This window comes from Spongiibacter marinus (genome assembly GCF_016906995.1).
In the GTDB taxonomy this organism is placed as follows: Bacteria; Pseudomonadota; Gammaproteobacteria; order Pseudomonadales; family Spongiibacteraceae; genus Spongiibacter; species Spongiibacter marinus.
The window spans coordinates 327,106-353,361 of the sequence record NZ_JAFBBD010000003.1; the positions used below are offsets into that span (position 1 = coordinate 327,106).

General features: G+C 54.6%; 30 protein-coding genes and 1 pseudogene. 8 read left to right on the plus strand and 23 right to left on the minus strand.

Translation table 11 applies throughout. The features are described 5' to 3' along the window. Positions 1-215 precede the first annotated feature (215 nt). Complete coding sequence (locus tag HNR64_RS06075) at positions 216-2,231, plus strand: BCCT family transporter (protein ID WP_204995639.1); 2,016 nt, start codon at positions 216-218, stop codon at positions 2,229-2,231. Beyond that, the gene (locus tag HNR64_RS06080) at positions 2,228-3,361 is read left to right on the plus strand and encodes a carbohydrate porin (RefSeq protein WP_204995640.1); all 1,134 of its coding nucleotides are present in this window, start codon (positions 2,228-2,230) and stop codon (positions 3,359-3,361) included. The genes HNR64_RS06075 and HNR64_RS06080 overlap by 4 nt, the downstream gene beginning before the upstream one ends. A gap of 99 nt (positions 3,362-3,460) precedes the next feature. On the opposite strand, the gene sat is transcribed toward HNR64_RS06080, so the two are convergent. Beyond that, the gene (sat, locus tag HNR64_RS06085; RefSeq protein WP_204995743.1) at positions 3,461-4,648 is read right to left on the minus strand and encodes a sulfate adenylyltransferase; all 1,188 of its coding nucleotides are present in this window, start codon (positions 4,646-4,648) and stop codon (positions 3,461-3,463) included. 56 nt (positions 4,649-4,704) lie between these two features. After that, entirely contained in the window at positions 4,705-5,316 is a 612-nt protein-coding gene (cysC, locus tag HNR64_RS06090) for an adenylyl-sulfate kinase (RefSeq protein ID WP_027872737.1), read from the minus strand. A gap of 168 nt (positions 5,317-5,484) precedes the next feature. Here cysC and HNR64_RS06095 point away from each other — a divergent pair, with 168 nt between their 5' ends. Then, complete coding sequence (locus HNR64_RS06095) at positions 5,485-6,366, plus strand: LysR family transcriptional regulator (protein WP_204995641.1); 882 nt, start codon at positions 5,485-5,487, stop codon at positions 6,364-6,366. Between the two features lie 8 nt (positions 6,367-6,374). Here HNR64_RS06095 and HNR64_RS06100 read toward each other — a convergent pair whose 3' ends face one another. The 4 genes from HNR64_RS06100 to HNR64_RS06115 form a co-directional block, all read right to left on the minus strand. After that, positions 6,375-7,550, minus strand: coding sequence for a sulfotransferase family protein (locus HNR64_RS06100; RefSeq protein WP_204995642.1), 1,176 nt, complete (start codon positions 7,548-7,550; stop codon positions 6,375-6,377). Positions 7,551-7,578: 28 nt separating this feature from the next. Then, positions 7,579-8,715, minus strand: a complete 1,137-nt coding sequence (locus HNR64_RS06105) for a DUF1214 domain-containing protein (protein WP_239547638.1) — start codon at positions 8,713-8,715, stop codon at positions 7,579-7,581. A gap of 74 nt (positions 8,716-8,789) precedes the next feature. Next, positions 8,790-9,473: a tRNA (guanosine(18)-2'-O)-methyltransferase TrmH gene (gene trmH / locus HNR64_RS06110; RefSeq protein WP_204995643.1), complete on the minus strand. Its 684-nt coding sequence runs from the start codon at positions 9,471-9,473 to the stop codon at positions 8,790-8,792. A 25-nt stretch (positions 9,474-9,498) separates the two neighbouring features. Next, a complete protein-coding gene (locus HNR64_RS06115; protein WP_338061817.1) occupies positions 9,499-9,924 on the minus strand; it encodes a hotdog fold thioesterase in 426 nt (141 codons plus the stop codon). Positions 9,925-10,050: 126 nt separating this feature from the next. Between HNR64_RS06115 and HNR64_RS06120 the strand changes: the two genes are divergently transcribed. Further along, the gene (locus tag HNR64_RS06120) at positions 10,051-11,199 is read left to right on the plus strand and encodes an acyl-CoA dehydrogenase family protein (protein ID WP_027872743.1); all 1,149 of its coding nucleotides are present in this window, start codon (positions 10,051-10,053) and stop codon (positions 11,197-11,199) included. After that, positions 11,196-11,978: a PhzF family phenazine biosynthesis protein gene (locus HNR64_RS06125; protein ID WP_204995644.1), complete on the plus strand. Its 783-nt coding sequence runs from the start codon at positions 11,196-11,198 to the stop codon at positions 11,976-11,978. The genes HNR64_RS06120 and HNR64_RS06125 overlap by 4 nt, the downstream gene beginning before the upstream one ends. A 223-nt stretch (positions 11,979-12,201) precedes the next feature. Here the strand turns inward: HNR64_RS06125 and HNR64_RS06130 are convergent, their stop codons facing one another. From HNR64_RS06130 to HNR64_RS17605, 4 genes are all read right to left on the minus strand, one after another. Continuing rightward, positions 12,202-12,552: a hypothetical protein gene (locus HNR64_RS06130; protein ID WP_204995645.1), complete on the minus strand. Its 351-nt coding sequence runs from the start codon at positions 12,550-12,552 to the stop codon at positions 12,202-12,204. After that, positions 12,545-13,741 (minus strand): hypothetical protein, encoded by a 1,197-nt coding sequence (locus HNR64_RS06135; RefSeq protein WP_204995646.1) that lies wholly within the window; start codon positions 13,739-13,741, stop codon positions 12,545-12,547. The genes HNR64_RS06130 and HNR64_RS06135 overlap by 8 nt, the downstream gene beginning before the upstream one ends. 726 nt (positions 13,742-14,467) lie before the next feature. Beyond that, positions 14,468-14,623, minus strand: coding sequence for a hypothetical protein (locus tag HNR64_RS06140; protein ID WP_204995647.1), 156 nt, complete (start codon positions 14,621-14,623; stop codon positions 14,468-14,470). A gap of 69 nt (positions 14,624-14,692) precedes the next feature. Continuing rightward, positions 14,693-14,848 (minus strand): helix-turn-helix domain-containing protein, encoded by a 156-nt coding sequence (locus HNR64_RS17605; protein WP_204995648.1) that lies wholly within the window; start codon positions 14,846-14,848, stop codon positions 14,693-14,695. 96 nt (positions 14,849-14,944) lie between these two features. Here HNR64_RS17605 and HNR64_RS06150 point away from each other — a divergent pair, with 96 nt between their 5' ends. Continuing rightward, positions 14,945-15,379 carry an L-histidine N(alpha)-methyltransferase gene (locus HNR64_RS06150; protein ID WP_204995649.1) on the plus strand — a complete coding sequence of 145 codons (435 nt, stop codon included), beginning with the start codon at positions 14,945-14,947 and terminating at the stop codon, positions 15,377-15,379. Positions 15,380-15,450: 71 nt separating this feature from the next. After that, positions 15,451-16,122: an adenosylcobinamide amidohydrolase gene (locus HNR64_RS06155; protein WP_204995650.1), complete on the plus strand. Its 672-nt coding sequence runs from the start codon at positions 15,451-15,453 to the stop codon at positions 16,120-16,122. Positions 16,123-16,151: 29 nt separating this feature from the next. On the opposite strand, the gene tadA is transcribed toward HNR64_RS06155, so the two are convergent. The 7 genes and pseudogenes from tadA to HNR64_RS06185 all read right to left on the minus strand — a co-directional run bounded on the left by tadA (position 16,152) and on the right by HNR64_RS06185 (position 20,778). After that, positions 16,152-16,649, minus strand: coding sequence for a tRNA adenosine(34) deaminase TadA (gene tadA / locus HNR64_RS06160; RefSeq protein WP_275587315.1), 498 nt, complete (start codon positions 16,647-16,649; stop codon positions 16,152-16,154). A 37-nt stretch (positions 16,650-16,686) separates the two neighbouring features. Then, positions 16,687-17,148: a methyltransferase gene (locus HNR64_RS17095; protein ID WP_204995652.1), complete on the minus strand. Its 462-nt coding sequence runs from the start codon at positions 17,146-17,148 to the stop codon at positions 16,687-16,689. Positions 17,149-17,188: 40 nt separating this feature from the next. Beyond that, the gene (locus HNR64_RS06170) at positions 17,189-17,587 is read right to left on the minus strand and encodes a GFA family protein (RefSeq protein ID WP_204995653.1); all 399 of its coding nucleotides are present in this window, start codon (positions 17,585-17,587) and stop codon (positions 17,189-17,191) included. A gap of 109 nt (positions 17,588-17,696) precedes the next feature. After that, positions 17,697-18,956, minus strand: a complete 1,260-nt coding sequence (locus HNR64_RS06175) for an esterase/lipase family protein (protein WP_204995654.1) — start codon at positions 18,954-18,956, stop codon at positions 17,697-17,699. A 120-nt stretch (positions 18,957-19,076) separates the two neighbouring features. Next, positions 19,077-19,208: pseudogene (locus tag HNR64_RS17535) on the minus strand (hypothetical protein); the annotation flags it as partial. Beyond that, positions 19,190-19,858 (minus strand): DUF6920 family protein, encoded by a 669-nt coding sequence (locus HNR64_RS06180; protein WP_204995655.1) that lies wholly within the window; start codon positions 19,856-19,858, stop codon positions 19,190-19,192. The pseudogene HNR64_RS17535 and the gene HNR64_RS06180, both read right to left, overlap by 19 nt. A gap of 23 nt (positions 19,859-19,881) precedes the next feature. After that, on the minus strand, positions 19,882-20,778 hold the full coding sequence (locus HNR64_RS06185) for a prenyltransferase (RefSeq protein ID WP_204995656.1): 897 nt from the start codon (positions 20,776-20,778) through the stop codon (positions 19,882-19,884). A 393-nt stretch (positions 20,779-21,171) separates the two neighbouring features. On the opposite strand from HNR64_RS06185, the gene HNR64_RS06190 reads away from it, so the two are divergent. Further along, the gene (locus HNR64_RS06190; RefSeq protein ID WP_204995657.1) at positions 21,172-21,804 is read left to right on the plus strand and encodes a type 1 glutamine amidotransferase domain-containing protein; all 633 of its coding nucleotides are present in this window, start codon (positions 21,172-21,174) and stop codon (positions 21,802-21,804) included. Between the two features lie 3 nt (positions 21,805-21,807). Here the strand turns inward: HNR64_RS06190 and HNR64_RS06195 are convergent, their stop codons facing one another. The 6 genes from HNR64_RS06195 to HNR64_RS06220 all read right to left on the minus strand — a co-directional run bounded on the left by HNR64_RS06195 (position 21,808) and on the right by HNR64_RS06220 (position 26,240). Continuing rightward, the gene (locus tag HNR64_RS06195; RefSeq protein ID WP_204995658.1) at positions 21,808-22,224 is read right to left on the minus strand and encodes a DUF3465 domain-containing protein; all 417 of its coding nucleotides are present in this window, start codon (positions 22,222-22,224) and stop codon (positions 21,808-21,810) included. Positions 22,225-22,343: 119 nt separating this feature from the next. Further along, positions 22,344-22,589, minus strand: coding sequence for a TIGR03643 family protein (locus tag HNR64_RS06200; protein ID WP_204995747.1), 246 nt, complete (start codon positions 22,587-22,589; stop codon positions 22,344-22,346). A gap of 376 nt (positions 22,590-22,965) precedes the next feature. Next, positions 22,966-24,156: an acyl-CoA dehydrogenase family protein gene (locus HNR64_RS06205; protein ID WP_204995659.1), complete on the minus strand. Its 1,191-nt coding sequence runs from the start codon at positions 24,154-24,156 to the stop codon at positions 22,966-22,968. A 61-nt stretch (positions 24,157-24,217) separates the two neighbouring features. Next, positions 24,218-24,841, minus strand: a complete 624-nt coding sequence (locus HNR64_RS06210) for a TetR/AcrR family transcriptional regulator (protein ID WP_204995660.1) — start codon at positions 24,839-24,841, stop codon at positions 24,218-24,220. Between the two features lie 235 nt (positions 24,842-25,076). Beyond that, positions 25,077-25,790, minus strand: coding sequence for an SDR family NAD(P)-dependent oxidoreductase (locus HNR64_RS06215; RefSeq protein ID WP_239547639.1), 714 nt, complete (start codon positions 25,788-25,790; stop codon positions 25,077-25,079). 39 nt (positions 25,791-25,829) lie between these two features. Further along, positions 25,830-26,240 (minus strand): VOC family protein, encoded by a 411-nt coding sequence (locus HNR64_RS06220; RefSeq protein ID WP_204995661.1) that lies wholly within the window; start codon positions 26,238-26,240, stop codon positions 25,830-25,832. Positions 26,241-26,256 lie beyond the last annotated feature (16 nt).

A 26,256-nucleotide genomic window follows, 5' to 3' on the forward strand; every position in this document is an offset into this window, starting at 1 on the left:
TTTTGTGTCCGCAAACCGCCCTATCTGAAAATTTTATCCACTCGCGTTACACTGCGCGCTGCCGTATTCAAGCTACACTCTAAGAGTATTGCGCAGACAGCCATTGTCAGTCATCGGCAATATCAATACGCGACACATCAGCTCGCGCGAAACCGTCTCGGTGAATACCTGTTCGCCAGGCATCCGTGGAAAACCGAACAAGGAGCCCGCTCCCCATGTCAGAACCAGGACGCCGTGTTGACCTCTCCCAAATTAACCCCCCGGTTTTTTTCGGCTCGGTCATTCTAATTTTTGCCATTGTTATCTTTGGCGCCAGTACCCCCGATATAGCTGGGAAAGTGTTCAGCAGCACCCAAAGCTGGATTGTTGATAGCTTCGGCTGGCTTTACCTCTTGGCCGTGGCAATCTTTTTATTCTTCTCTTTGTATCTGGCGCTTAGCCGCTACGGCAGTATTCGTCTCGGGCCAGAACACTCCCAGCCGGACTTTAGCTACGGCTCGTGGTTTGCCATGCTATTTTCCGCAGGCATGGGTATCGGCTTACTGTTTTACGGCGTCGCCGAACCCGTGCTGCACATGAGCTCACCACCACAGGGAGAAGGACAGACTATCGAAGCCGCTCGCGAAGCGATGGCAACCACCTTCTTTCACTGGGGGCTGCACGCCTGGTCGATTTACGCGGTAGTCGGTCTGTCACTGGCCTATTTTGGTTTTCGCCACCGCTTGCCACTCACATTACGCTCCGCGCTATTTCCAATTATCGGCGAGCGCATGAACGGACCATTGGGCCACGCCGTCGACATCTTCGCGGTGCTCGGAACCATGTTTGGCGTGGCGACATCGTTGGGGCTCGGTGTGATGCAAGTAAACACCGGGCTCAACTATCTCTTTGGGCTCACTATCTCAACCCCGGTACAAATTGGCCTGATTGTCGCGATTACCGGCTTCGCGACTGTCTCGGTTGTTGCCGGTCTTGATGCCGGCATTCGCCGGCTCAGCATACTCAATGTGATGCTGGCCGCAGTACTAATGGTCTATATGGCCGCGAGTGGCCCGACACAGCACCTATTCCAGGCGCTCGTTCAAAATACCGGCCACTACCTCGACACCCTGGTCAATAAAACCTTTAACCTCTATGCCTATGAGCCCACCGACTGGATGGGGGCATGGACACTCTTTTACTGGGGTTGGTGGATCGCGTGGTCCCCCTTTGTCGGCATGTTCATTGCTCGCGTATCTCGAGGGCGAACCATTCGCGAATTTGTGATGGGTGTGCTCTTCGTGCCAGTCGGTTTCACATTCGTGTGGATGACGCTATTTGGCAACACCGCAATCGCGCTGGACTTTGGCATTGCCGACGGCGCCATTTCGGCAGCGGTCAATAGCGATGTCACCACTGCCGTCTTCAAGGTTTTTGAATACCTACCACTGGGCACTGTGGCGTCGCTGCTGGCCACATTGCTGGTAATCACCTTCTTCGTGACCTCTTCTGATTCCGGCTCATTGGTGATCGACATCATCACCTCTGGCGGCAATCACGAACCGCCGGTCTGGCAGCGGGTATTCTGGGCGGTAACTGAAGGCGTCGTAGCAGCTGTGTTACTGCTGGCTGGAGGGCTATCGGCCCTGCAAAGTGCGGCCATTGCCAGCGCCCTGCCCTTCACCTTTATCATGCTGATTATTTGCTATGGCCTGTTCAAAGGCTTGCGACTGGAAGCCCTAAAGCTGGACGCCCGCAACCAATCCGACCTCAGTGTGACCAATGGCGAAGTCCCCTGGCAGGTTCGCTTGAAGCGTATGGTGACCTTCCCAGGAAAAGAGAAAGCCAAAGCATTTCTCAATTCAGAGGTTTTGGATGCCTTCAGTGCTGTGAGTAAAGAGTTGGCAAAACACGACCGTGAATGTCGAGTACAACGCGAGGCCGATAGTATTCAACTCAAGGTCTACCACGGCGATGAGGAAACCTTCCGCTACGGTGTATTTCTCAGCAGTCATATCGCGCCGGGGTTTGTGGTTTCCGACCTCCATATGGATGAAAGCAAGCAGCGCCATTTCTACCGCCTGGATGTTCACCTGACAGAAGGTGCTCAGCATTACGACATCATGGACTACACACGCGAGCAAATTATTAGCGACATCCTCTCGCAATATAACGCTCACCTGCTGTATCTAGATATGGCCCGCGCGGATAACACAACCATTGACCCCAAAAGCCAGGAGACACTCACATGAAAAAGCGCTTAGCGAGTGCCGCTTTATTCTGCGTTCTGCCACTGACGGCGACAGCGGAAAGTGATATTACTGTTGGCGGCGCGGTGCGCTTCCAATACAGCTTTGAAGACTACGACGACGGCAACCGCCAACGTGTGGGCGACATCGACCTGGACACGGTACGCATCAATTTTGATGGCAGTGTCGACAATATCCTGCTTTCCGCCGAGCTGCGCTACTACGAGTATATGGAAGTGGTCCACCACGCCTGGCTCGGCTATCAAATAAACCCTGAGTGGCAAGTACAGCTGGGTATTACTCAGCTACCTTTCGGCAACCTTCCCTACAACTCCCACAGTTTTTTCTTCAGCAGTAATTACTATTTGGGGCTGGAAGATGACTACGACTTCGGCATTAAATTTCTCTACCAAGGCGAGCATCTAGAAAGCCAAATTGCGCTGTTTAAGAATGATGAACAGGGCGGCATTGACGGCTACGTTGACAATCGCAGTGACCGCTACTCCTACGACATTGTCGGCAGCCGCCAGCCCGGCCAGGGCATCTATGACGCCCCCAGCGCTTCGGGTGCACTGGCCGAAACCAACACGCTGGTGTGGCGGGTCGCGAGCGACCTGCTGGATCAGCCTAACGACAGCCTGCAAGTCGGATTCTCTGCCCTGCACGGCCAGCTCCATGACGACCAGGAGACCTCTGCAGGCGACTACAGCGCCTTCGCTCTGCATATGAATGGCCAGTTCGGAGCGTGGAATCTGCAGCTCACCAGCGGTCATTATGAATACAACCCGGACGATGGATCGGAGCTTATGGTGGTGGGTGCCTACTCCTTCTTTGATACTATCGCCGCGTCGGCCGACATCCACAGTGCTAATATCGCCTATCGCTTTGATGCGCCTGTCGACGGCATTGACGCTATCACCGTCTACTTAGACAACAGCGTCGTCAGTGGTAAGTCCGCCGACCTCGACGACACGCGCATGCATGTCCTGGGAGCCTCAGTTAGCAAGGGCAGCCTATTCACCTACATCGACTTGATACACGGTGAAAACCAGCCATTTATTGGCAGTAGCATGGCCGCCAATGCCGGCAACAGCAACACGCGCTTTAACATCAACGTCGGCTTCTATTTTTAGCCGCCACGCGAACAGCTGACCAACACAAAAAAGCTGCCCGAAATAAAAAAGCCCCGCGGTGACATCACCGCGGGGCTTTTATTTTGTAAAGGCGTCTAATTAACCTTCGATCTGATAGTAGTCCATCAGAATCTGAGCCACTTCAGGGCGTGAAAACTCTGGTGGTGGCGCAATGCCATTACCCAGCATTTCACGAACCTTAGTGCCGGACAGCAATACGAAGTCCTCTTTATTGTGATCCGGCGCATCGCGCATCATCACTACTTTATTCAACTTCTTCGAGTAAGCTGTGTGGTCGGCGCGGTAGATATCAATTTCCAGCGCCCCTTCAGGTACTTTCTCATCGAAAATTGTCTGCGCATCGAAACCACCGTAGTAGTCACCCACACCGGCGTGGTCGCGACCAACAATCAAGTGCGTACAGCCACAGTTCTGGCGGAACACCGCATGCAATACCGCCTCGCGTGGGCCAGCGTAGAGCATGTCGAAACCGTAGCCGGTAATCATTACCGTGTTCTTGGGGAAGTAAACTTCAACCATTTTGCGGATCGCCGCATCACGCACGTGAGCGGGGATATCTCCGGCCTTCAATTTACCGAGCAGCATGTGAATAAGGATGCCATCGGTACCCAGGTCTTCCATCGCCATGCGGCACAGCTCTTCGTGCGCGCGGTGCATTGGGTTACGCGTTTGGAAAGCAACCACTTTTTCCCAGCCACGCTCTGAAATCTCGTTACGAATTTCAACTGCCGTGCGGAAAGTATCCGGGAAGTCAGCCTGGAAGTAGCTGAAGTTAAGCACTTGGATCGGGCCTGACAGCAAGGTATTGCCCAAAGACTTGAAGGTCTTCACACCGGGGTGCTCAGCATCCAAGGTGCCAAAGATGTTCTCAGCCATGAAGTCGATCTGCTCGTCGCTAACCGACTCAACAGCGTCTACATCCATAATCGCCAATACGGGATTGCCCTCAACATTGGGGTCGCGCAGCGCGATTCGGCTTCCCGCTTCAATGCCTTGCGCATCTTGCACCAGGTTAACAACGGGCACGGGCCAAAACAGGCCTTCTGCGGTGTGAAGCTTCTCAGCCACACTTAGAGAGTCTGCCAGGTTCATGTAGCCAGTCAGCGGGGTGAAGTACCCGGCACCCAGCATCACCGCGTTAGCCGCAGCGGCAGAGCTTACAATAATAGAAGGCAGGGTTTCCGCCTCGGCATTGAGTGCGTGGTGTTTCTCGGTGTCGTAAACAAACAGCGGCTTAAGTTCATCAGCGCCATGGGGCTTAATCATCATAAAACTCCGTAATTTGGTGGTGTCTTCTCGTTCAGTTGCTGATCAAATTGGGCTTAAATAATGCCGCGCTCTTTCAGCATATTCAGCAGAACCTCTACTTCTTCGTCCAGGCTCAGCTCGTGGCTATTGAGAACCAGTTCTGGGCTTTCCGGTGCCTCGTAGGGGTCATCAATACCAGTGAAGTTTTTGATCTCACCTGCACGGGCTTTCTTATACAGGCCTTTGGGGTCGCGCTCTTCAGCCACTTCCAACGGCACGTTCACGTATACCTCGATGAACGCCATATCGCTCTCGTCATGCAGCGCGCGCACCGCATCGCGATCTTCGCGGTAAGGGCTGACAAAACTGCTCAGTACGATTACGCCTGTGTCGACAAATAATTTCGACACTTCACCAATGCGGCGAATATTTTCTGCGCGATCTTCTGCACTAAAGCCCAGGTTCTTGTTAATACCCATGCGGATATTGTCGCCATCCAGGCGATAGCAAAGGTGACCCTGCTGCATCAGCGCTTTTTCCAACGCCACGGCAACAGTACTCTTGCCGCTGCCAGACAAGCCGGTGAACCACAGCGTGGCACCTTTTTGCTTCAACAGTGCATTGCGGTCTTCACGGCTAACTTCGCCGTCGTGCCAGTGAACATTCGTAGCCTTCACTTCGGTCATGGTGATCTCCACACTTGAGATAGCGTCAAAAGTAGACCAGCCGAACCGGCCAGTCAGAATTGGCGGCAATGATACGACTGCCCCACCAACAAGTAAAACGGCTTATTGCTATACTCAGTATCGATTTTATCGATAGCGGGATTAGCGCGAACACGCTACGCTTAGCCTATGAACTACAGTCTGCGCCAACTCAGTATCTTCCTCGCCGTCGCCCGCCATGAAAACGTATCCAAGGCCGCGGCTGAGCTTAGCCTGTCTCAATCTGCGGCCAGCGCAGCGCTGCAAGCCTTAGAGCGAAACTACGGCGTGTCGCTGTTTGAGCGCCAGGGCAACAAACTGTCGTTAAACCCGGTCGGCCACAGCCTGCGCAAAGAGGCGGAAACACTGTACGCGCACGCACAGCAGTTTGAGCAACTGCTGCAACGCCACGGCGAGTTCGGGCACTTGAAGGTCGGCGCCAGCTTTACCATTGGCAACCATCTGGTGGTGCGCTATCTCGCCGACTACCTGAGCCACTACCCCGATGCAGATGTAGAACTCGACACGGCCAATACCCCCGAAATCGTTCAGAAGGTTCTCAATTACGAGGTCGACGTTGGCATGATCGAACGGGAGGTTCAGCACAGAGAGCTGGAGTTGATCCCGTGGATGGAGGATGAGCTGATCGTTTTCTGCAGCGCCGCGCATCCCCTTGCCAAGCAGCAAAGCCTTAGCAACAAGGACATAAAAAGTGCTAGGTGGATTTTGCGCGAACCGGATTCAGGCGCGCGACACACCTTCGACAGAGCACTGGCAGGGCTGCTGCCGGAAATTAATATTTACCGGGAATTTCGCCACAACGAGGCGATAAAAAGCGCCGTGGAGTCGGGCCTGGGTATTGGCTGCCTATCACAGGTGGTACTGCAAAATGACTTTCGTAACGGCACCCTGGTGCCACTTAAATTGGCGCGTCGGGATATGCGCCGCCGCTTTTACTTCGCCCTGCCGAAAAAGCGGCACGAAAAAGCGGCAGTGAACTACTGGATAGAACTCTGCCGCCGCCAACGCTAGTCGCCGCGTTAAAGGTATTTGGCACGGTAGTCGGCAAACATCTCTTTCAACTGCGACTCGGTAAAACCGAATTGCGCTAGCGTGTACTCATGGGCGGGACGTGCGTCGCGTTTATTGTCCTCACGGTAACGCTCCATAGCGTCGCGTGCCTCATCGGTGAATGCCATTCCAATAAATTGATACACCGACTCCATGCTCTTCAGCGGGTCGCTAATCGTGTCTTTGTACCACACGTCAAGAAAAGCGTCGGGATATTGCTCCCGTGTTGCCATGGTGTGCAGCGTACCCCGGGCGTATTTTTTTGCCCATTGTTCGCCTACCACCGTTGGGTCCACATCGTCGCTGCCCATAATCCACAGGTTGTAGTTCATACTGGCTGCCGACGGAATGGTTTGCAGCGGGTCGCGGTGGGTCTGCACGATTTTGGCGTCGGGAAAAACCTTCAACAAGACGGCGATATGGTGCAAGTGGTGAGGCGTTTTCAGCAACCAGCGTTCAGCCTGCTGGCCATTGCGTTTTTTCTGCCACTGCAAAAACTGCAGCATGCGCTTCAAATACTCATAGGCTGGGGTATTGTCGTGGCTGTCGTTCCACTCCCCGTAACTGGGAACATTGCAAAACGCGTCGGGGATCGTGCTGTAAAAGCTGTGCTCCAGCAGCAAAATATCCTCATCGGCACCCACCGGATCCATAGGGTGAATGGCCGCGATCTCTGGGTTAGCCTCCAGCATCGCCGCAATCTCCTGCTCTGCCGAAGTAATCCTTGGGTCCTTGCCGCTAAAATCCCAATCCAGCGCTGGCGCGGGGTTACGCACTTCATACCAAAGTGGCGCATAAAAGCGCTGGTCACTGGCCAAAATGCGATGGGTGTATGTCGATCCCGTGCGCTGCAAACCGATAATCACCACCGGTGATAGCACTTTCTCGTCGAGAATTTCCGGGTGCTTGCTAATCCAGGCTTCCATTCTCAGACGGTTAATCAAAATATTCAGAATGCGTTGATACTGCCCGAAGCGGCCGGCAGCATTGAGCTTGGCTTCTTCGTTTAACGCCTTTACCAACACCGCCATTGGCTCGCGAAATGACTCGTCGCCAAAATCGCGTAAACCGCCCGTTGCCTCGGTGGCTGCTTGTAAAAGCGAATCAACACTGAGATCCACCTGCGGAATTGCCTGCTCTGTCATGGTGCTTTCCTTACTCGTTTCGCGATTGTTATTGTAGTGTGTCGATTTTTACCACGCTGCAGCGCGGGTCAGTGATGTGTGCGGCACCAATCCAGCGAAAGGCCATGGTGCCCTCTCGGTGTCCCGTGGTATCTAACCAATTCGCGCAGCCCGGATCGCGAGCCGCGACGACTATGCGCACGCTGCCATCGTCGCGATACTGCGCGGTATGTTTATTCACATGGATATCGACGTAGCGGTATTCCAGCGACTCCATCCAGTAATTGTTGAGCTGGAAATTCCAATTGTCGCAATCGGGAATATCGTCGACTTCGATCACTAGCGCTTCATCGTCTGCCAGACAGAAATAGCCGTGGTAGTAATAGATATTGGGGTCGCCACCCAGTTTTTGGCAGTAGGCTTGGTCGGCGGCAGGAAGGCTATTGGGCTGCGCTTTAAAGCCCTCGGCCCAGTCGGCGAACAGGGTGGCGGTGCCCTTGACAAAGGCCGCCGTGCTGCGCAGTTTTTGAGCGAACTCTGCAGCGTTCAGGGGCGCTGGCTTAGCGCCGTCGCGGTTGAGGCGCTCAATAATCAGATCAGCCGCGACTTCGGTTTTCCGGTCAAGAAACGTCTGGCGCACTAGCACCGCCACGGTGTCCCCGGTGATCGCCAACCAATTCCCGGGGTGAGGTTTACGGGACAGAATAATGTCGATGCTGCCATCGTCATTCACTTCCAAACCGCCATGGGTATCCAGCGCCGCGACCGAGCGCATATTGCCGTCTTCTTCCTCATAGCCGCCAGCAATCGCGATGAAGCCCAGATACGCGACACTGCCGCGGCTTCCGCGAATTCGATAGTCGTGAGCGCCATTGATCTCAGCACGTTGATAGTAGTTATCCGGGTTGTCCGCACCAATTTTGGCGGTTTCGTGCGAGGGGCGATAAAAGTCGGGGAAGTCCGGATCACTGCACTCGACAAACATATCCAGTGCAATGCGCGTTAAGCGCGTGAGGTAGCGCCATCCTTCGGCACGGTGCAGGGCATCTTGCGGGGCTTCAGGGCGCAAAATTTGCTGGCCAGCGTCTTTGAGTTGATCGCAGAACTCCGCCCAAAGCTCTCCGCTCATTACCGCATCCATCTCAGCGTTTACCGGGCTACCATTCGCCTTAGCATTATCAGTCATCGTGCTCTCCCATTATTATGGCAGGCACTATGGCGTTAAATGGCAACGGTAGGCATCACCCAGAGGGATGAAAATCAGCCTTCACGAATGCGCTTATACCACTGTGCAGGCTCGGCGATTTCACCATCTTGCTCGCGCAACGCCGGGTAGTCCAAGCCATTCTCACGACAAAAGTCGCGCACTTGCGGATGAGCCCATTCAAACAGGGTTTGCCGGTAGGTCTGTTCATCCAGTCGGGGTCGATCGTACAAACCCTGCTGGTCGCGCTGATACTGCGCCTCCGAAAGGATAATGCCCGCCGCCACCGACACATTGTACGACTGCACCATGCCCATCATCGGAATCGTGATGTGCGCATCAGCCAGGGCGCACGCTTCAGCGCTTACGCCCCGCTTTTCCGCCCCCAGTAATATCGCCGTGGGCCGGGTGTAGTCGGGTTGGCGGTAATCCACCGAGTCTGCGTCAAGATGGGCGGCAAGAACCTGATAACCATCGCCCTGAAGCCCCGTAATCAACGCCGCAATATCGCGGTGGCGGCGCACCGCTACCCAGCTGTGGCTGCCCATCGCCGTGCCGCGGAAAGCCTTGTAGTCCTTATCGTCGATTACTGCGTGCATCTCCGCGATGCCCGCCGCATCGGCGGTGCGTACTATCGCTGATAAATTACGCCCTTTGTGGACATTGTCGGTGATGACCGTCAAATCAGGCTGGCGACGATCCAGCACGGCTCTGAGCCGTTGGTAGCGTTCCGGGGTCATGGTAGATACACGTCAAAAGCCGCCATTATACCTGCATATCAATCACGGCCATGGTCAACCGTGAGATACAGATATCACGCTGTTGCTCGTCGCAGATGCGAATATCCCAAACGTGGGTGGTGCGGCCAATATGAATGGGCTTGGCAACCGCCGTTACGCGGCCGCTTACCACTTTACGCAGATGGTTGGCATTGATATCCAAACCGACACAGGCCTTACCGGGTTCTGCAGCCATCATCGCGGCCATACTCCCCACTGTTTCGGCTAGTACCACGGACGCCCCGCCGTGAAGAATACCCATTGGCTGGTGGGTTCTGTGGTCCACCGGCATGCTGGCTGTCAACGAGTCTTCTGCAATCGCCTCAATGCGAATATCCAACACCTCGGCAATGGTGTTTTTCATCATCTCATTGGCTTTTTCAACATCACTATTTTGCTTCCACAAGGTCACGTTTTTCTCCTTTTGTACTACATCCAAGCCCTTTTCCTGCGCGTATGCGGAGCTAGTGGCTTTTAAAGTTTTCCCTGTTAACATGTAGGAAAATAAGGTCAAAATCTATCACAAAGGAGGTCAGCCATGAGCGGCATGCCACGATATATTTACGAAGAAGAACATGAAATGTTCCGCAACTCGGTGCGTAAATTCTTAGAAACCGAGGCAGCGCCCTACCACGCCCAATGGGAAAAAGATGGCCATGTCGACCGTCAGTTGTGGATTAAAGCCGGCGAGCAAGGCTTCCTTAGCCCCACCGTGGCAGAGGAATACGGCGGCGTCGGCGCAGATTTCCGCTACAACGCCATTGTCGACGAAGAAGTGGGCCGCAGTGGCCTGACCGGTATTGGCTGGGGCTTGCACTCTGATATCGCCGTTCCCTACATCATCAGCTACGGCAACGAGGCACAGAAAGAGAAGTATCTGCCCAAATGCGTGAGCGGCGAAATCATTACCGCCATCGCCATGACAGAGCCCGGTGCCGGCTCCGACCTGCAGGGCATTAAAACCACTGCCGTAAAAGATGGTGACGACTACATTATCAACGGCTCCAAAACCTTCATTACTAACGGGCAGCTCTCTGACCTGGTGATTGTGGTTGCCAAAACCGACCCCAGCGCCGGCGCCAAGGGCGTTAGCTTGTTTTTGGTGGAGTCGGGAACACCCGGGTTTAGCAAAGGTGCAAACCTAGAGAAGGTAGGCATGAAGGCTCAGGACACCTCCGAGCTGTTCTTCCAGGATGTGCGCGTCTCCAAAGACCAGCTCCTTGGCGAAGAAGGCATGGGCTTTGTGTACCTCATGCAGGACCTGCCGCAGGAACGCTTGAGCGTTGCCATTAACGCCGTTGCCAATGCTAAGTCGGTGTTGGAACAAACTGTCGAGTACGTAAAAGAGCGCAAAGCTTTCGGCAAGAGTATCGCCACCTTCCAGAACACCCAGTTCAAGCTGGCGGAAATGGATACCGACATTACGGTGGCCGAAGCCTATATGGATCGCTGCCTGGAGCTTCATATCAACAAGCAGTTCGACTCTGTCGCTGCCGCGAAATGCAAGCTGATGGCCACTGACCTGCAATGCAAGGTCATTGATGAGTGCCTGCAATTGCACGGCGGTTACGGCTTCATGTGGGAGTACCCAGTGGCGCGTGCATTTGCTGATTCGCGCGTGCAGCGCATCTATGCGGGCACCAACGAGATTATGAAGCTCATCATCGGTCGCGAGCTCGTTAAATGACAGCCTACCGCTCGGGGCTGCACCAGTGGCCCCGAGCGGTATTTGCCCTTCGCGATAAGATAACCCACACTTTGACGATGCGCTCGTCAATCACATCACTCCCTCCCCAACTCATTCACGCATTTACCGGCCCCAACTGTGCCGGAAATCCAGCCTGGGTCGTACCCGTTCAGCCAACGGCAGACATTCACGCAACGGCAACGCAATATCTTGCTCGGCCCGGCGCGACGGCGTGTGCGCTTTTGCTGCCGACTACACACCGCAACAGCTCTATCACGCTTCGCAGCTTCGGCCCTTCTGGGGAAATTCAGCTCTGTGGGCACGCCCTGCTCTGTGCTGCCCACTGGCTGTGGTCACTCGGTAAGCAAGAGCCATTGCATTTCGATCTCCCCGCCTGTCAGCAACACATTCGCGCCACGCGATTACGCGATGAAACGTGCCTGGCGCTGCCCAGTAATAATTACCGGCTTTGCAACCCACCTGAGGGACTGGCAGCGCTGATCGGGCAACGGATATTGCGGTGCGCACGAAGCACTTCTCTGCCCGGCAGCCTTATCGTCGAGTTGCACAGTGAATCAGCCGTGCAAGACGTGCAGCTCAACGCCACAGCACTTATGCAGCTGACAACAGACTGCGTACTGATAACGGCCAGAAGTTATCGACCGGGCATTAAATACAATCCTGACGTTCGCTCGGGGAAGAACAACGTAGTTGTATGCGGATACCTCCCAGAGAGTGAAAGCCAGCGCCATCTGTTACTCGCCGCTATAAACGGCTAAGACCAACAAACTGGAATCATCGCACGATATCCATCATGTGGATGCTGTCACCATCGAATAACTCGAAGCACTCTTGCCATGGAATGCGGAGCTGCAGGCTTAAAAAGTGGCTCAATACGGTAAGGGCAAGTAGTCGATTTAACGACGCCTAGATCCCATCACGATCAAGACTCGGGCGGCCCTGACGGGCCTACTGCGGATGATGATGGCATGAGGTTCTGGCTCACGCCAAATTGAAATGTCGGGCGGTCACCTCTTCCTCTTCGACATGAATCCATTGCAAAGGTAGGTCAAGCTCGTCGTTCATGGCCTTCAACAGAGCCTGCAACTCAAACAGCGCGGCCTCGCGCCGCTCGGGCGTCACCGACACCAGCACCCGCATTCCCGCCTCATATTGCCCCGGCAGAAACTGCGCCTTGTCCTCCTCTCCGTCTGCCGACCAAAAGCCGTCGATGGCTTCGCAACAAGCGCCGGAAAACGCCTCGCCCAATTTGGGGCCAAGCCAATCCAGCACCGCCTTGTAAGGAAAGGCCGGAGCGGAAAAAATCACGGTGAATCGAATGCGCTTACTCATGATTACGGTAGAAATACAGAGTGAAAAACAGCACCACTATAACTGTAAAGCCCAGCAGATGTTCCGCCGACACCGCCTGGATCAGATCCAACAGGCCCACCGTTTCGCCATGACTGACCTCGCTGCCCACCGCAATCAAATCCACAATCAGGCTGACCAGCCCCAGCGAACCCAGAAAGGCCAACAAGGTTTGAATACTGCGGTTTTGCTGACGGAGCTTGTTTTGCAGCAGACGATCGAGGCGCGCCTGCGCCAGCATCATCAATTGGCTTAGCCGTTCCCGCTGGGCTTCGAAACCCCAGGCCGCACTGAACTGTTGCAGCAGTTCACGGCGCCGCCCTTGTACGCCCGCCATCGCCGCTGATACCTGAATATTGATATATTCAATATGGTCATTGCGATACTGCTGGTTGGCAAAGAAGGCACTCAACGGCGTGTGCTCACCCTCCTTGTAATGGTTGCTGTTATAGCGGCGCAGGCTTTCTTTTAGCATCTCTTCAATGCGCCCCATCAGCGCTGCATGGAACTGCGCCACCACCATAATGCGATGCACATCCGAAAAACACGCCACATCGATCAGCAGGGAGTTGCCCGAACCTAACAACAGGTATTCGCTTTGCTCGTCCACGCTCTGCAGCCAGGGCAGGTAATGCTCGGGGCTCAATGTCTCGGCACAGATCAGCATTCTAGCAACCCAATGCGGCTTGCCGTGACACAGCGCGTCCTCATCGCTGTCAAAAAACCGGTAGGCACGCGGATCAATCATGGGCGCCTCGGGCTTGGCGCGATACAGGACCCGCAACAAGGGCGACACATGCTGCTGCGACAGCGCCTCTATGCGCTGGGTAACCTCCAGATCGTCAATCTCGGCTAGATTCGCTACCACCGACAGGCGAACATGCAATACCGCCAGACAATTGTCGTAAACATACAAACAAGCCTCGCGTACATCCGGCTCAGCCGACAGTCCGGCAATCGTCAGCACCGCCGAAGGCTGATAAATCAGGGGGAAATTATCATACTCCAGCGAGCCATAGCCCATCGGCCAGGGATTCTCACTGACTGTCACCGAGTCAAACTCCGCCAGCCGCTTTCTCAACAAGTGATAACGTTGATCGTTATCCACCACCCGCTCCGACTGCCAGCTCACCGGCACCGAGATCGGCGCGTAAATCTCAAAGTCCAACATAGTTAAGGGAAGTCACTCAAAACCAAACCAACACCAGAAGATCCTAGCAGAACCGACCAGGCCATGAGCGATAAAACCTCAAGCTAAGCTTCTGGAGTCGACCCTCCCGACTCCACAATACGCTCCAGCCGCGCGTTTTCTGCCTGTATAGCCTGCTGTAATACTGGCCCGTAAACAAGTGTGCGAGCCATGCCAATGGATCGATCACCGGCAGCTCATTACGGTAGCGGACACCGGAAGCGACCTTGGTAAACCAGCCTAGGTCACATCAGCAGATAACCCTGACAAGCCCTGTCTCCAATACCTTGTGCTGCACCGACGTCACACGTCGCACAGGGGTAAGCGGTTATAAATTAGCACCTACAGGCCACACGTTAGAACTGCCCACACTAATTTCCTCACCAAAATCAGAAAGAATCAGCATGAACTACGCAGAATGCAAACGTGTCTGGCAGAAGCATATCGAAGACTGGCAGACGTACGGTTCATCCGGCACGGCCTACTGCCGAAGCAGTCACAGACCTACGCTCCTTTTATTTATTGGCGCAGAGAACTGTCCGATCCTTAGAGTTTGCTGCCTTTATGGCGTCGCGACAGCGCTTTTTGTTTGTGTTGAAGGTTTGCAGCAGCACGTTTCTGGAAACGTGGATTAGCTATTTGTGACCATCCGCGTAGATAGCGAGATGGGGGGAACCGCATATCGATGCCTAACACGCTATCAACCGTTTACGTGGGCGCAGGTGTTCCTGCACCGTCATCAATCAACAGCGAGGTATAATCTTTGCCCATCAACGTACGCGACATAATAATACTCTTGAATTTCCCGTCCAGCACACGGTGAACCCGCGCTTTGATCGATTCCATCTTCGGCAACTTGATCAAGCTCCATCCTGCGCTGACACTCGTGCAGTGATGGCTGGATCGTTTGCCGTGCTTACGCGTGAAAGGGGGCTAACGGGCGGAGAGCTTCAGGCCGTGGCGTTTGTATTGTGTACTGATGATAAACAAAGACTTGATGTTCACGAACCGCGCAGGATCGAACCGGCTGTTGAGAAATTCCTCCTGCTCAGATATCAAGTAATAGCGTACTTTGGCAGCTTTAAGCATAAATGTGGAGTTATACAGATTTTAATGATTTGTCGACGCTGCTTCGCAGCATCCACTTGTATCCCCGCCCGAGTGGGCGAGGCATGACGCGGGACATTGCTAAAAGCCCTGGCTGGCCCATCAGGTGCATTGCTGTTAGGCGCCGACCTGATAAAAGATCGACAGCGGCTGCTGGCCGCCTATGACGACAAGCGCGGTATCACAGCAGAGTTCAACAAGAATATTCTGCGGCGCATTAATCACGACTTGAACGCCAACTTCGATGTTGACGGTGGCTTTAAACACCGGGCCATCTTCAACGAAGGACTCAGCCGTATCGAAATGCAGCTGGTTGCCTGCCGAGAGCAAACCGTTAACGTGGCGGGTGAAAAGATGGACTTCCATTTAGGCGAGGTCATCCATACGGAAAATTCGCATAAGTACAGCGAACAAAGTATTGCCGAGTTGGCATCAGCGGCAGATATGGAAATTCACCGGGTCTGGAAAGATCCTCAAGGTGACTTTGGCGTATTCTTACTCGGCCAGAAATAAGCGCACAAATCCTTGAGACGCTGTGCGCCTTCACTGACAATACCTACCTCAAAATACTCGGCAGGTTGATCTTGGAAACACCCAGCGACAATTGGCAGTCTCACACTAGCTCGGCTCACTTTACACTGCAGTGGCCCGAGCCACGACCGTGTTTAAGCTCAGCAGTATTGAATGGTGGGCTGGTCAGCGCGCGGTCACTTATCAACTTGCGCGTCGAGCGCGACGCCAATGCCCCTTTGCACACCCCGGAACAAAGTCTTCAGCAAGCTCAACAGCGCCTTCAACTTCCCGACACCTGTGTCGGGATGATGACCGCAGCCTCAATGGCGTCACTGCGCCAGTCACACAGCCAGATCTACGGGGAAGCGCTTGCTGTTTATGTTAGCTGCGGACTGAGCAACGCACGCCGCGCCGGCGACCCCTGCGACTGGAAGCCCACCCAAGCGATGCCGGTCGGCACTATCAACAGCGTTGTTATCGCCGACCTGAGTTTTTCAACGGCGGGCATGGTGGAGCTCCACGGCTTGATCAGCGAAGCCAAGGCTGCGGTTCTGCAAGACATGAATATCCGCAGCCCGGTATCAGGGCAAGTTGCGACAGGAACCGGCACCGACGCCTGCGCAATAATTAGTGGTAGCGGCGCCCCTGTGCGTTGGCTGGGCAAACACACTGACATTGGCGAGCACATTGCCCGCCAGTATATGGACGCACTTAGCAGCAGTATCAACGCCTTCTATTGCTAGTGCTAGCGCTCGCTTCTGTGACCGCCCGACTACTCGCCGCTACTTGCCTTCGCCGCACGCTTTGCCATTTTTTTCTCTTCGCGGCGGCGCGCGAAAAAAGCCTGCACCTGCGCACTCGCCAGCTCGGCCAGCACGCCGCCCTGCCACTGAACGCGGTGATTCATTTGCGCCTGATCAAATAACTGCAAATGACTACTCACCGCCCCTGCCTTAGGCTCACTGGCACCAAACACCAGCCGCGCTACCCGGCTGTGAATGATCGCGCCCGCGCACATAGCGCAAGGCTCAATGGTGACGTATAGGGTCGCGCCCGGCAGGCGGTAATTTTCAACGTTAGCGGCGGCCTGGCGCAGGGCAATAATCTCCGCATGGGCGCAGGGATCATGCCCGGAAATCGGGCTGTTATAGCCCTCACCCAAGACAACGCCGTCGCGCACCACCAACGCACCAACCGGCACCTCATTGAGTTTTTCCGCACGCTCTGCCAATAACAGGGCTTGTTGCATCCAGTATTCGTCGTCGTGCAAAGCTTCTAACACCCTTATATTTATCGTGGCAACACCGCTACAACCAGCGGCGAACCCGGCGTTTGTAGTCTAAGAATTCACTGCCAAAAATCTGTTCTAAAGCGCGCTCTTCCGGACGAATTTGGAAATGCTGAATATAGACAATAAACAGCGGCAGTCCCAACAGGGCCCACAGCGACGACAAAAACACTGCCCACGCCAACAAAAATAACGCAAAGCCAACATACATTGGATTGCGGGTGTAGCGGTAAATACCTGTGTCGACCAGTGCCGAGGCTGATTCAGGCTTCAAGGGATTCACCGTCGTTTTTGCGCGCCGAAATGACATCACCCCACCAAGAGAGAATCCAGCGCCCAGCAGATAACACAGGGCCACCAGAGCAAGCCTCGTTGTGTTATCAACGGGCATATTCGGCGTCGCCTCAGCGAGCCCCCACATAGCAGTGGCCACCAATAGGGCCACTGCTGGCGGCGGTATCTTATTCTCTAAGCCTTTCACTCAATATCATCCTTCGTGATAGAGATTATGGCGACGTATTCTACCCCGGCAGCGTCTCGAACGCCTGCAACTGTTCTAAATCGGCATCCCAGGACGCGCGGCTACGCGTAAACAAATGGGCATTGGGGCGCTGTTGTAGCGGCTCGTCTACGCTTCCCGCTGGTACCACCAACAGCTCCCCCGCAAGCTGCAGCGATGGCAGCGCCGAGCCACAACGACTACAAAAGCTTTTACAATGACGACTCCCCTCTAAGGTGAAGCTCGTTACCAATGCCTCTCCCTGACGCCACGTTAGCTGCCCGCCATGGGAAAACAGATTTGCCGCGTGGGCTGACCCGGTATCCTTTTGGCAATGGCGACAATGGCACAGGAAAAAATGGTCGAATTTTCCCTCGACTGTGTACTGCACTTCGCCACACAGGCACGACCCACTTATCATCACAACACTCCCTTTGTTATGGCGGGGCGGGGGCACATAAATACCGCCGGCCCCAATATTCGGCGCAAGACCGTTCATTTCAAGGCCAATTAGTTCAAGGCCACCCAGTTCAGTTTAAGGACAGCCACTCTTTCAATTGGTCGGCAACGCGAGCGTCACTGAGCATACTCAAATGATCCAGCTGACAAAACACCCGCTGCCGGTCTGCGGCAAAGCCTAGCGTTTTTGCCCCCAGCGGGTGCCTCCCCAAAGCGCTATCGGGGTGCACCAAACCATCACTGCGCTGCAGGTAGCCCGCCGACGACCGAGACAGTGTCCCGGCAATCGCGTAATGGTCAATGCCTGGTGGAAGCATGAGCGGCACCCGATGATCGGCATTGTCCTGATGTTCGTCATACAACTGCCAATCGGCGTCGACAATATTTCCATGGCGCAGGTCTGTAATGCCGTCGCTGCGAATGCGGCCCAGCGCAGCAAGCGGCGCAGTATAGGGACTGAATGCCATTGCTCTCTGCAGCCAATAGCCGCCCCGCTCCAACGCAGAGCCGTGGTGAGGTGTACCGATGTACACCACCTTATCCAAAAGCTGTGGCCACCGCTGCGCGTGTTCAAGAGCGCTGTGCATTGCGCTGCGCAGTACTAGCCCGCCCATGCTGAAGCCCAAGGCGGTAACCGACTGAACTGGAACAGGCCAGCGCTCGACAAGCCCCTCAAGGTGTTGGGCAAGCTCACGCCCATTTTGTGAAATATGTTTACCGCTGTTGTAACGCACAAACACCGGACTGTAGCCATACTCCTTAGCCAGCATATGTCCGTGGTTGTGCTGCTTCGCTGTCCACTCCAATTCATTCATGCACAGGCCATGGGCCAGCAATAAAATATGGCCACCCGCGGTAAACTCGCTGTCGCTCAGGGCCGCGGCACTGGGGTATATCTCAACGGATCTGTGGCAGGTTTCAAATAATGCGGCGCCGGGGGCATCACTTGGCGCCGCGTCCGGCCCCAGCATCACTCTCAGCGTCATTGGGGTCGCTAAGGGGTTGCCACTGCGATGCAGGTGGTCGCCGCATATGCCGTTAAGCGCCGCAATCACTGCCGCTCGATGCGGCCCGGGGGGAAAGTGTCCATCTAAATAATTTGTCAGTGGTGACAGCGCCACATCAGTGGTGCTGCGAACCCCGCCGTTAACGCCGCGAATCACTCGATGCACCAAGCCCGCAATACCGGGGGCAGGCCCCTCTGGCGCGCGACCAAATGGCAGCGGTGTCGCGCTGATATTACGGTACATCTGCTCTACGATGGTATTCACACCGTCTACGCTATCAAAAGCGAGCCGCGCCGCGCCGTGGAGGACTTTTCCTGTTTTCATTGCCTGCTCTCTTCAGTGGTCACTTGCATGGTTTGCTACACCACTTTGCTCAATAATTGACCACTGCGACTATACGCCTTGACCGACAAGTGTCAATACATTTGTATATACACTCGTATATTACAAATCAGACTGTAAAATATACTGCACATCCGTCAACTCACCCTGCCAAACCTCTTCCACCCCTTGAGGGACGTGCCAAGCGGCACTGGCAGACGTCGGCACCCACATACCTAACCGGCGTTGGTAATGGCAAAAGCGTCCCTCCCAAGGGCGTTTCTCATAGCCATCGTTAACCCAGCAAAACCGTTCGGGGTGGACACCAGCGTGACCTCCCCTTCAGAATTAAAGTGAAAGCGCATGCTCACAGTGTGGCCGCCATCACTGAGTACTGCGACAGCCGAGCCCTTTTCCCCCTCCTGCCACACCAGACAATCGCTTGGTAAAAGCGCCTGTGGGTACCAAACCGCTTCAGCCAAATACCGTTGAAGCGCTGCTTCGGCGTGCTCATTGCTACCGCCGGCGTGGGCCAAAGGCAGCCCTATAAAATTCAGCTTGGAATAGGCCGCGCCGTCGTAGTAGCTATCGCGAATTTTTAGTGTCAACCCGAAGGCCAATTGCAATGTTGCCTGCCAGTCAAAGCCCGGAAACACCAATGTGGAGTGCTGCTGTGCAGAGAATACCCACCAACGTTGACGATTCACATCACTCCGCAACCGCCCACGCTGTTGTAATCGCACTGCGGCGTAGTCGCGGGATACAGCCCCAAAACAGCGGTCAAAATAGCGCTCGACGACCGCAGGCAAGGCCGCGTTTACTGGTCGCGAGTGCGGCACTTTTTTATGAGACGCAGCGGCATTTAACAGCTGCCGACGGCGGGCATTCGCTGTAAAAGCAAACATACTCTCAAGCCTCCCGGCAGCCTCTAGCCCACAATAATCGAAACGGCAAATACCAGCGGCGTCAGCAGACTCAACGCCACATTCATTGCCAGTATTCGCGTTAAACTGGCTGGCGTTGGCAAACCATGCCGAAGTCCGTGCAGTACCGGTAGCGCAAGCAGTAGAGGAATCACGCTAAGCAGCGACGCAAACGGCAGGCCGAGGTGAGTGACGCCGGCCAGAACCGTTATCAGGCTAGCCGCAATGAATGCCCCATACGCGCCAATACTTGCCTTCACCCCATAGGCCGACGGAAATTGCCTGCGGCCGACAGACTCATCAGCGCTGATATCCGGCAGCTGATTTAGTAAAAGTAGATTGTTGCTTAGAAAAAACGGCAACAGCGAAAGGTAAAAAGCCGTGTAGGAATATTGCCCTGTTAAAACATAGTCCGTTCCCATCACCATAAGCGGACCAAACGCCAAGCCAGGTGCAAGCAAGCATAACCAAGGGTGGCGATTAATCCACTGGGTATAGCTGATAATTGTGGCAACTCCCACAAGGCCAAGTGGCAGCAGCGCCAAGCCAGTTACCGCAACAAAATAACCACCGATCACTACTGTCAGTGCCAGGCAGAAACACGCGGCATACAACACGGCTGCTGCCGCTTCAGGCTGGACGACTAGCGAACCACTGCCGCCACTGAAGGGCGTTCGCTGAGTTTTTGCATCCAAACCACTTTTGAAATCAAAAAACTCGTTGAAGAGATTTACACTGATATGTGCAGCCAGTCCCGCGACTATTACCAGGCTAAAATCGAAGTAGTCGACGCGCGCCAACCGGAGGCTCGCGCTCGCGTAGCCCAGCAGTAGGCACACCGGCGTGAGCACCAGAAATGGCAAGCGCATTGATTGCCCTACCGCCTGAAATCGTTGATGCATCGTCACTCCCTAACCTCGCTAATTCCAAAAGCTGCGCAACGAAAGCTCGTCACATCACCTCAGCAATGTGCGCTGCTGCACAGCCTTTAGCATAACTTGTATTAGGGGTTTGAAGCAGCAAACCATACACGTTAGCCCCCTCGCGCTCGCCACTACGACTACCGTTACACGCTCCACAGGAGATAACATGACACTCTCCCTACGATTATTCGCCGCTGTTTTTGTTTTGCTACTCAGTGGTTGTGCTACGCACACCCCTCTCAACCTAATGGGTTACCACCCACACTACGAAGCGAATGTGGCCCCCTGCCGCAAGCCAAAGCGCTAATTATTACCACTAGCCAAGCAACCCTTGGCTAGGGTGGCAAAGCCACCGGCGTATTTGGCTCAGAAATGACCGCGCCTTACTACCGCTTCACTGAGCATGGCCTCTCTGTGGATATCGCGAGTATTGACGGTGGTGAGGTTCCCATCGACCCGATTTCCTTTAAGTGGTACATCATCTCTGAAGATGACCAACGATATCTTCAAGATGCCGAGTTCCAACAAAAAGCTAAGCACTCCATCGCGATCGCCGACGTCAATATTAGTGACTACGATATTGTCTTTTTAGCTGGGGGCTGGGGCGCTGCATATGACCTGGGTTACTCGGAGGTACTCGGTGAAAAAATCACTCAAGCTTACGCCGCCGCAACACCCATTGGCGCAGTGTGCCACGGCCCCCTTGGCCTGCTAAAGGCACGGCGCCCTGATGGCAAGCTGCTGGTAGAAGGCTTGTCGCTCACCGCCGTTACCGACAAACAAATCGAAGAGCTCGGTATCACCGAAACGCCACAACACCCAGAGTCTGCATTACGAGCTGCGGGCGCGGCCTTTGAATCCAATACAAGATTCTACGACCTGCTGGCCAATCACGTTGTGGTCGACGGTATAGTGGTTACAGGGCAGAACCAAAATGCCGGTTCAGAGGTCGCATTTACCTTAATGGAATTGCTCCACAAACAGCGTCAAATGGACTCGAAATAGCCTTTATTGATAGGTTACCCCGCGGTGTTTCAACCAGCCGTGGGGGTGCCTGCCTCTCGGGTCGTGATGCGTCCAGTGGATGACCCCGCCACGCTGATTCCATTCATACTCGCCATAAAAAGCGACCATATCACCGACCTTAAGGTCGTTTATGCGCGGTGCAAGATCAATATTGTGTGCGACGAGCAGAGTCTGCCCGGAAGCTAGACGTAAAATGAACCGTTGATGACGACTGCCGTCGAGATCATCGCTTAACAACTTTTCTACCACGCCCTGCCCAGACAGTTGCAAATTCGACTGGCGATTCTCATAGGCGTGAAGAAATCGCTCATCGCTACCCTGTGCAACGTCATTGGTGTTGTTAGAAAAGCCAAAGGCCAGTGCAACCGTCGCGAACACCAGCACCCATATCAAACGCATGTGCTCTCCCCCTACGAATCCATCCTCTCGGGCTAGCCCTGGTGGCTAGAAGTCTGTCAAAACACGGCGTACACAGCCTGGCTCGACATCGCAAACGCCACAATTACCACCGTACTCACTTAGCGATGCCGATATTGACTTGGGCAGTACGCACGAGTCACCGCCGGTGATCGCAAACTAGCATGCTTGGTTTTACGACCGGAGACACGCTTGCGCCAGAGACGAAACGAAGACTGCTTCAGGGAGCGCCGCATCAGCTGTATTACCGCCGCCTCTGATAAACCGTAGTCGTTTTCTATCGCCTCGAAGGGAGTCCGATCCTCCCAGGCCATTTCGATAATACGCGATAAATCTTGAGGGCTCATAGTAGCAAAGACGAACAGACAGGTTTTGCTTATAAGCTGTTTAGCAACAAATGGATTCGCAATTCGCGTCACAATTACTCGATAAAAGGTGACACCCGCCTGCCCGGAACAATGGACATATTTCGTGTGAATTACATAGATTTAAGGCCAAATCTCAGAATAAATCAGCAAAATCATCACAACGAACATAATACAAGACCAGTGCCCAGAAGGAATTATATTATTTCGTGGCTAGCACTACAGCCTAATGATTACGGCCCCACAAAGCGTTTTAGCAATGCGATACGAAACTGACCAATTATATCGTATGGGAAATCGCTATAACGCTTACCAATTATGATCATACACACAGCATTGTTGGAAGCCCGCCAGCGCGCTAATATTCGAGGGGTAAATTTAACTTCTTGCGAGCGATGATATTTTTTTGAATCTCTGAAGTGCCAGCGCCAATCGTGTCCAGCGGCGTCGCACGGTAGGACCACTCCCACTTACCACCTGCGGCAGCATCGACATCATCTTTGTGAAGCAGGCCCTGTTCGCCGAGAAAATCAATTGCCGCCTGTGACAAACGCTGGTGAAGCTCGGTGCTGTAAAGTTTGCACTCCGCCGCCTCGATAGAGGGGACGCCCCCTTGAGAAGCCGCATAAATAACCCGCCGCTGCAGCATCTTGGCGGTCTCTACATCGGTTGCCAGACGCGCCATTTGACGACGTACACTGCTATCTGCCGATAGCGGCTCGCCATCACGGTGAGTGTCGTTCACCAGCTCAAGCAGCGCGTTAAACTTCTCCTCCAATGGGCTGAAGGTATAAAAGGTAAAGCGTTCATAATCGAGGGCTTCGCAGATATAGGTCCAACCCTTGTTCAGTTCACCGACCAGATAGTCCTCATGTACCCAGACATCATCGATAAATACCTGATTGGTGACGTGCTCGCCAAGCGTCTCTATCGGTGTGATAGTAATGCCCGGGTGATCCATCGGCACCAAGAACAAACTGATACCTTTATGTTTGGGCGCATTGGGGTCGGTTCTTGCGGCCAGCCAGTACCAGTCGGCAAAATGGGCAGAGGTGGTAAACATCTTCTGGCCGTTGAGCAACCACCCCTCACCGGATCGCTCTGCCTTGAGTTTCAGTGATGCCAGATCGGAACCAGCCCCCGGTTCGGTATAGCCGAGCGCAAACTCGATCTCGGCCTTGAGAATCGCGGGCAAAAACTCGGCTTTGAGTTTTTCTGAACCGTGGCGAATCAGGGTCTGGCCAACACAGCCCACCCCTTTGCCGATCAGCGGCGCACCGACCCTGGACAGCTCTTCATTGAGCAAGTACTCATAAATACCCGGCAGTTCCTTGCCGCCGTAGGCTTTGGGCCATGACATGCCCATGTAGCCACGCTCTGCCATGGCTCGGTTAAAACGTTTGCGCGCCGGCGTATCGGAGAGAATCGAGTCGGACTCCCGGTTGGGGTTCATGACATCATCGGCATCAGCAGACAGCGCCTGCTCGGCGATAAAGGCCTTCACCTCGGCCACGAACTGCTGCTCTTGCTCGCCAAAATCGAAATTCATAGTACTCCACCTTTACCCACGCGCTGTTCGTGCAGCACGTTAAACATTGTTGTTGCAGCCATTACGCGCCCAGATAGCGAAGCACGGCCGTAGAGAGATGATCGATCAGGGTCTCCTCATCGATCTTGGGAGAGTTGTTATCGATGTAAGCATCGACACAACCGATTACCAGATGCTCGGTGACAAAAATTGCCGTTTCCAGATCGTCAATTCCGAGGTGTTCACGGTGCTGCATGTAGTAGGAAAAAATTGTCGTGTGCAGGTATTTTTCCGTCGTCAGTTGACGGGACACACTGCGATAACGCGGCACCTCCCGCGGCAACCGCAGAAACACAAATGCGTTTTCCTTGCGGGTCTCCAGGATGACCTTGACCAGTCGCGGCGTGCTCTCTTCCAGCGGCAGGCCCATACAAGCGAGCAGCTCCTCACGGATTCGCTCAGCCGCTTCCACCACAGTTTTTTCAACCAGCGATGCAACAATCGCCTCTTTGCTGGGAAAGTACTGATAGAGCGAGCCAATACTGACGCCTGCGACTTCGGCAATGTAATTGGTCGACGCCCGCTCATAACCTTCGTTGGAAAGAATCTGTTGGGTAGCCTGGATAATACTGTCGACGGTGTGTACGGCACGCCCCTGCTTGGGTGCCTTTCTGGGTTCAAACTTTTGTGCTTCGGTAGTTCTCATCGATTCAACCTCTGCGTTTTGCTCGCCCTCGCCTTGCGCTGGGGCAGTTCCGGGTAAACGGTTGCGTTTTGTCATTATTCGTCACAACCCCTGCAGTAACAGCAACTTACGGGCCCCAAACCTCGTCTATGAGCAACCAGATTTGGCAACTGGACCCTCGATGCAGCGACCCATCGATTAAATGTGATAAATAACTCACATTCTACTCGCATTCCCTGCCCCTGCCGGCTCGCCACTAGTGTTCGATCAGTCCGAGGTCAACCCGCAGCGCAGTGCCATTAACCGCGGGGTTAGTCGCGCAAAAGTAGACACTCTCGGCCACCTCCTCGGGTCTGACCAGCCGCCCCATCGTCGAGGCGCCGGCCAACTGGCTGAGCATCTCACCGCCATAGCCCTGCAGCATTTCGGTGTCGGTAAAGCCCGGACAAATACAGGCCGTATGGATGCCGCTGCTCCCCAGGTCCTGACAGGTACTGCGCATCAGCCCGAGCAGAGCGTGCTTGCTGGCCACATAGGCGGCGACGTTGGCCGTCGCTTTCAAGCTCATCGTCGAGCCGATATAGATAATGGCTGACCCGGGCTGCATGGCCGGTATCAACAGGCGGTTGAGAATAGCCGGCGCCACTACATTGATCTCCATTACCGCCCGCAGCTGTTGCGGGTCTAGCTCAGCCACGCCACCGTGATACTGCAGGGCGGCGTTGTGAACCACCACGATTTGTTGGGACCCATCCACCGCTGAGTGTAACTGTTCGGCCACCGCGTCGCTCCAGCCAGGATCGAGCAGATCGACGTCAATTTGCATGATCGCTGGATTTGGCGCGGCTGAGCGGGAAAGGTTAAGCACCCGAAAACCGGCTTCTAGAAAACGCTCGGCGGTCGCCAGACCGATACCTCGACTGGCGCCGGTGATCACCGCGCAAGGCATTTCTTTGTTGTTGTTATTCATAGGAGTCCTCTAGTAGCTCTAGTGATAATGGCCAGCGGCTCAGGGATTGTCCACCTGCATCAATTCGAGCGCATTGCCGTCTGGATCTTCCAGCATCGCAGCCCAGGCGCCGGGGCGAATTTCGCTGGGCTCGACCACCACCGCGGCGCCCGCACTGCGACAGTCCGCCACCACCGCGGCAAGGTTCTGAATACCCAGCGAGAGATAGCGGATGCCTGTCGCCGCACTGAAACCGCCACCGGGATTACTGGCAGCGGCGGGCTTCTCCAGCACCAGCAGTTTGAGAATGCTGCCGCCACAGCGCAACTTATTGACCACCCCTAAACCGGCAAAATTAACCTGCCCCACCGGCTCCAGGCCGAGTACACGGATATAGAAGTCGAGCATCGACTCGCCCCGGGCGGTGACAATACCGACATGCAGGGCCGGATCATTCAGTTCGATCGCCATCGTTGTTTCTCCTTTT

What these genes read in the sequence shown, in the direction of transcription:
- HNR64_RS06190 (WP_204995657.1), top strand. Translation starts at nt 21,172, where the DNA reads ATGACCGCGCCTTACTACCGCTTCACTGAGCATGGCCTCTCTGTGGAT.
- HNR64_RS06210 (WP_204995660.1), bottom strand. Translation starts at nt 24,841, where the DNA reads ATGAGAACTACCGAAGCACAAAAGTTTGAACCCAGAAAGGCACCCAAG.
- cysC (WP_027872737.1), bottom strand. Translation starts at nt 5,316, where the DNA reads ATGACCGAAGTGAAGGCTACGAATGTTCACTGGCACGACGGCGAAGTT.
- HNR64_RS06205 (WP_204995659.1), bottom strand. Translation starts at nt 24,156, where the DNA reads ATGAATTTCGATTTTGGCGAGCAAGAGCAGCAGTTCGTGGCCGAGGTG.
- HNR64_RS06125 (WP_204995644.1), top strand. Translation starts at nt 11,196, where the DNA reads ATGACAGCCTACCGCTCGGGGCTGCACCAGTGGCCCCGAGCGGTATTT.
- HNR64_RS06180 (WP_204995655.1), bottom strand. Translation starts at nt 19,858, where the DNA reads ATGTTTGCTTTTACAGCGAATGCCCGCCGTCGGCAGCTGTTAAATGCC.
- HNR64_RS06175 (WP_204995654.1), bottom strand. Translation starts at nt 18,956, where the DNA reads ATGAAAACAGGAAAAGTCCTCCACGGCGCGGCGCGGCTCGCTTTTGAT.
- HNR64_RS17605 (WP_204995648.1), bottom strand. Translation starts at nt 14,848, where the DNA reads ATGCTTAAAGCTGCCAAAGTACGCTATTACTTGATATCTGAGCAGGAG.
- sat (WP_204995743.1), bottom strand. Translation starts at nt 4,648, where the DNA reads ATGATTAAGCCCCATGGCGCTGATGAACTTAAGCCGCTGTTTGTTTAC.
- trmH (WP_204995643.1), bottom strand. Translation starts at nt 9,473, where the DNA reads ATGACCCCGGAACGCTACCAACGGCTCAGAGCCGTGCTGGATCGTCGC.
- HNR64_RS06200 (WP_204995747.1), bottom strand. Translation starts at nt 22,589, where the DNA reads ATGAGCCCTCAAGATTTATCGCGTATTATCGAAATGGCCTGGGAGGAT.
- HNR64_RS06105 (WP_239547638.1), bottom strand. Translation starts at nt 8,715, where the DNA reads ATGACTGATAATGCTAAGGCGAATGGTAGCCCGGTAAACGCTGAGATG.
- HNR64_RS06080 (WP_204995640.1), top strand. Translation starts at nt 2,228, where the DNA reads ATGAAAAAGCGCTTAGCGAGTGCCGCTTTATTCTGCGTTCTGCCACTG.
- HNR64_RS06215 (WP_239547639.1), bottom strand. Translation starts at nt 25,790, where the DNA reads ATGAATAACAACAACAAAGAAATGCCTTGCGCGGTGATCACCGGCGCC.
- HNR64_RS06135 (WP_204995646.1), bottom strand. Translation starts at nt 13,741, where the DNA reads ATGTTGGACTTTGAGATTTACGCGCCGATCTCGGTGCCGGTGAGCTGG.
- HNR64_RS06220 (WP_204995661.1), bottom strand. Translation starts at nt 26,240, where the DNA reads ATGGCGATCGAACTGAATGATCCGGCCCTGCATGTCGGTATTGTCACC.
- HNR64_RS06095 (WP_204995641.1), top strand. Translation starts at nt 5,485, where the DNA reads ATGAACTACAGTCTGCGCCAACTCAGTATCTTCCTCGCCGTCGCCCGC.
- HNR64_RS06100 (WP_204995642.1), bottom strand. Translation starts at nt 7,550, where the DNA reads ATGACAGAGCAGGCAATTCCGCAGGTGGATCTCAGTGTTGATTCGCTT.
- HNR64_RS06130 (WP_204995645.1), bottom strand. Translation starts at nt 12,552, where the DNA reads ATGAGTAAGCGCATTCGATTCACCGTGATTTTTTCCGCTCCGGCCTTT.
- HNR64_RS06185 (WP_204995656.1), bottom strand. Translation starts at nt 20,778, where the DNA reads ATGCATCAACGATTTCAGGCGGTAGGGCAATCAATGCGCTTGCCATTT.
- HNR64_RS06170 (WP_204995653.1), bottom strand. Translation starts at nt 17,587, where the DNA reads ATGATAAGTGGGTCGTGCCTGTGTGGCGAAGTGCAGTACACAGTCGAG.
- HNR64_RS06120 (WP_027872743.1), top strand. Translation starts at nt 10,051, where the DNA reads ATGAGCGGCATGCCACGATATATTTACGAAGAAGAACATGAAATGTTC.
- HNR64_RS06195 (WP_204995658.1), bottom strand. Translation starts at nt 22,224, where the DNA reads ATGCGTTTGATATGGGTGCTGGTGTTCGCGACGGTTGCACTGGCCTTT.
- HNR64_RS06075 (WP_204995639.1), top strand. Translation starts at nt 216, where the DNA reads ATGTCAGAACCAGGACGCCGTGTTGACCTCTCCCAAATTAACCCCCCG.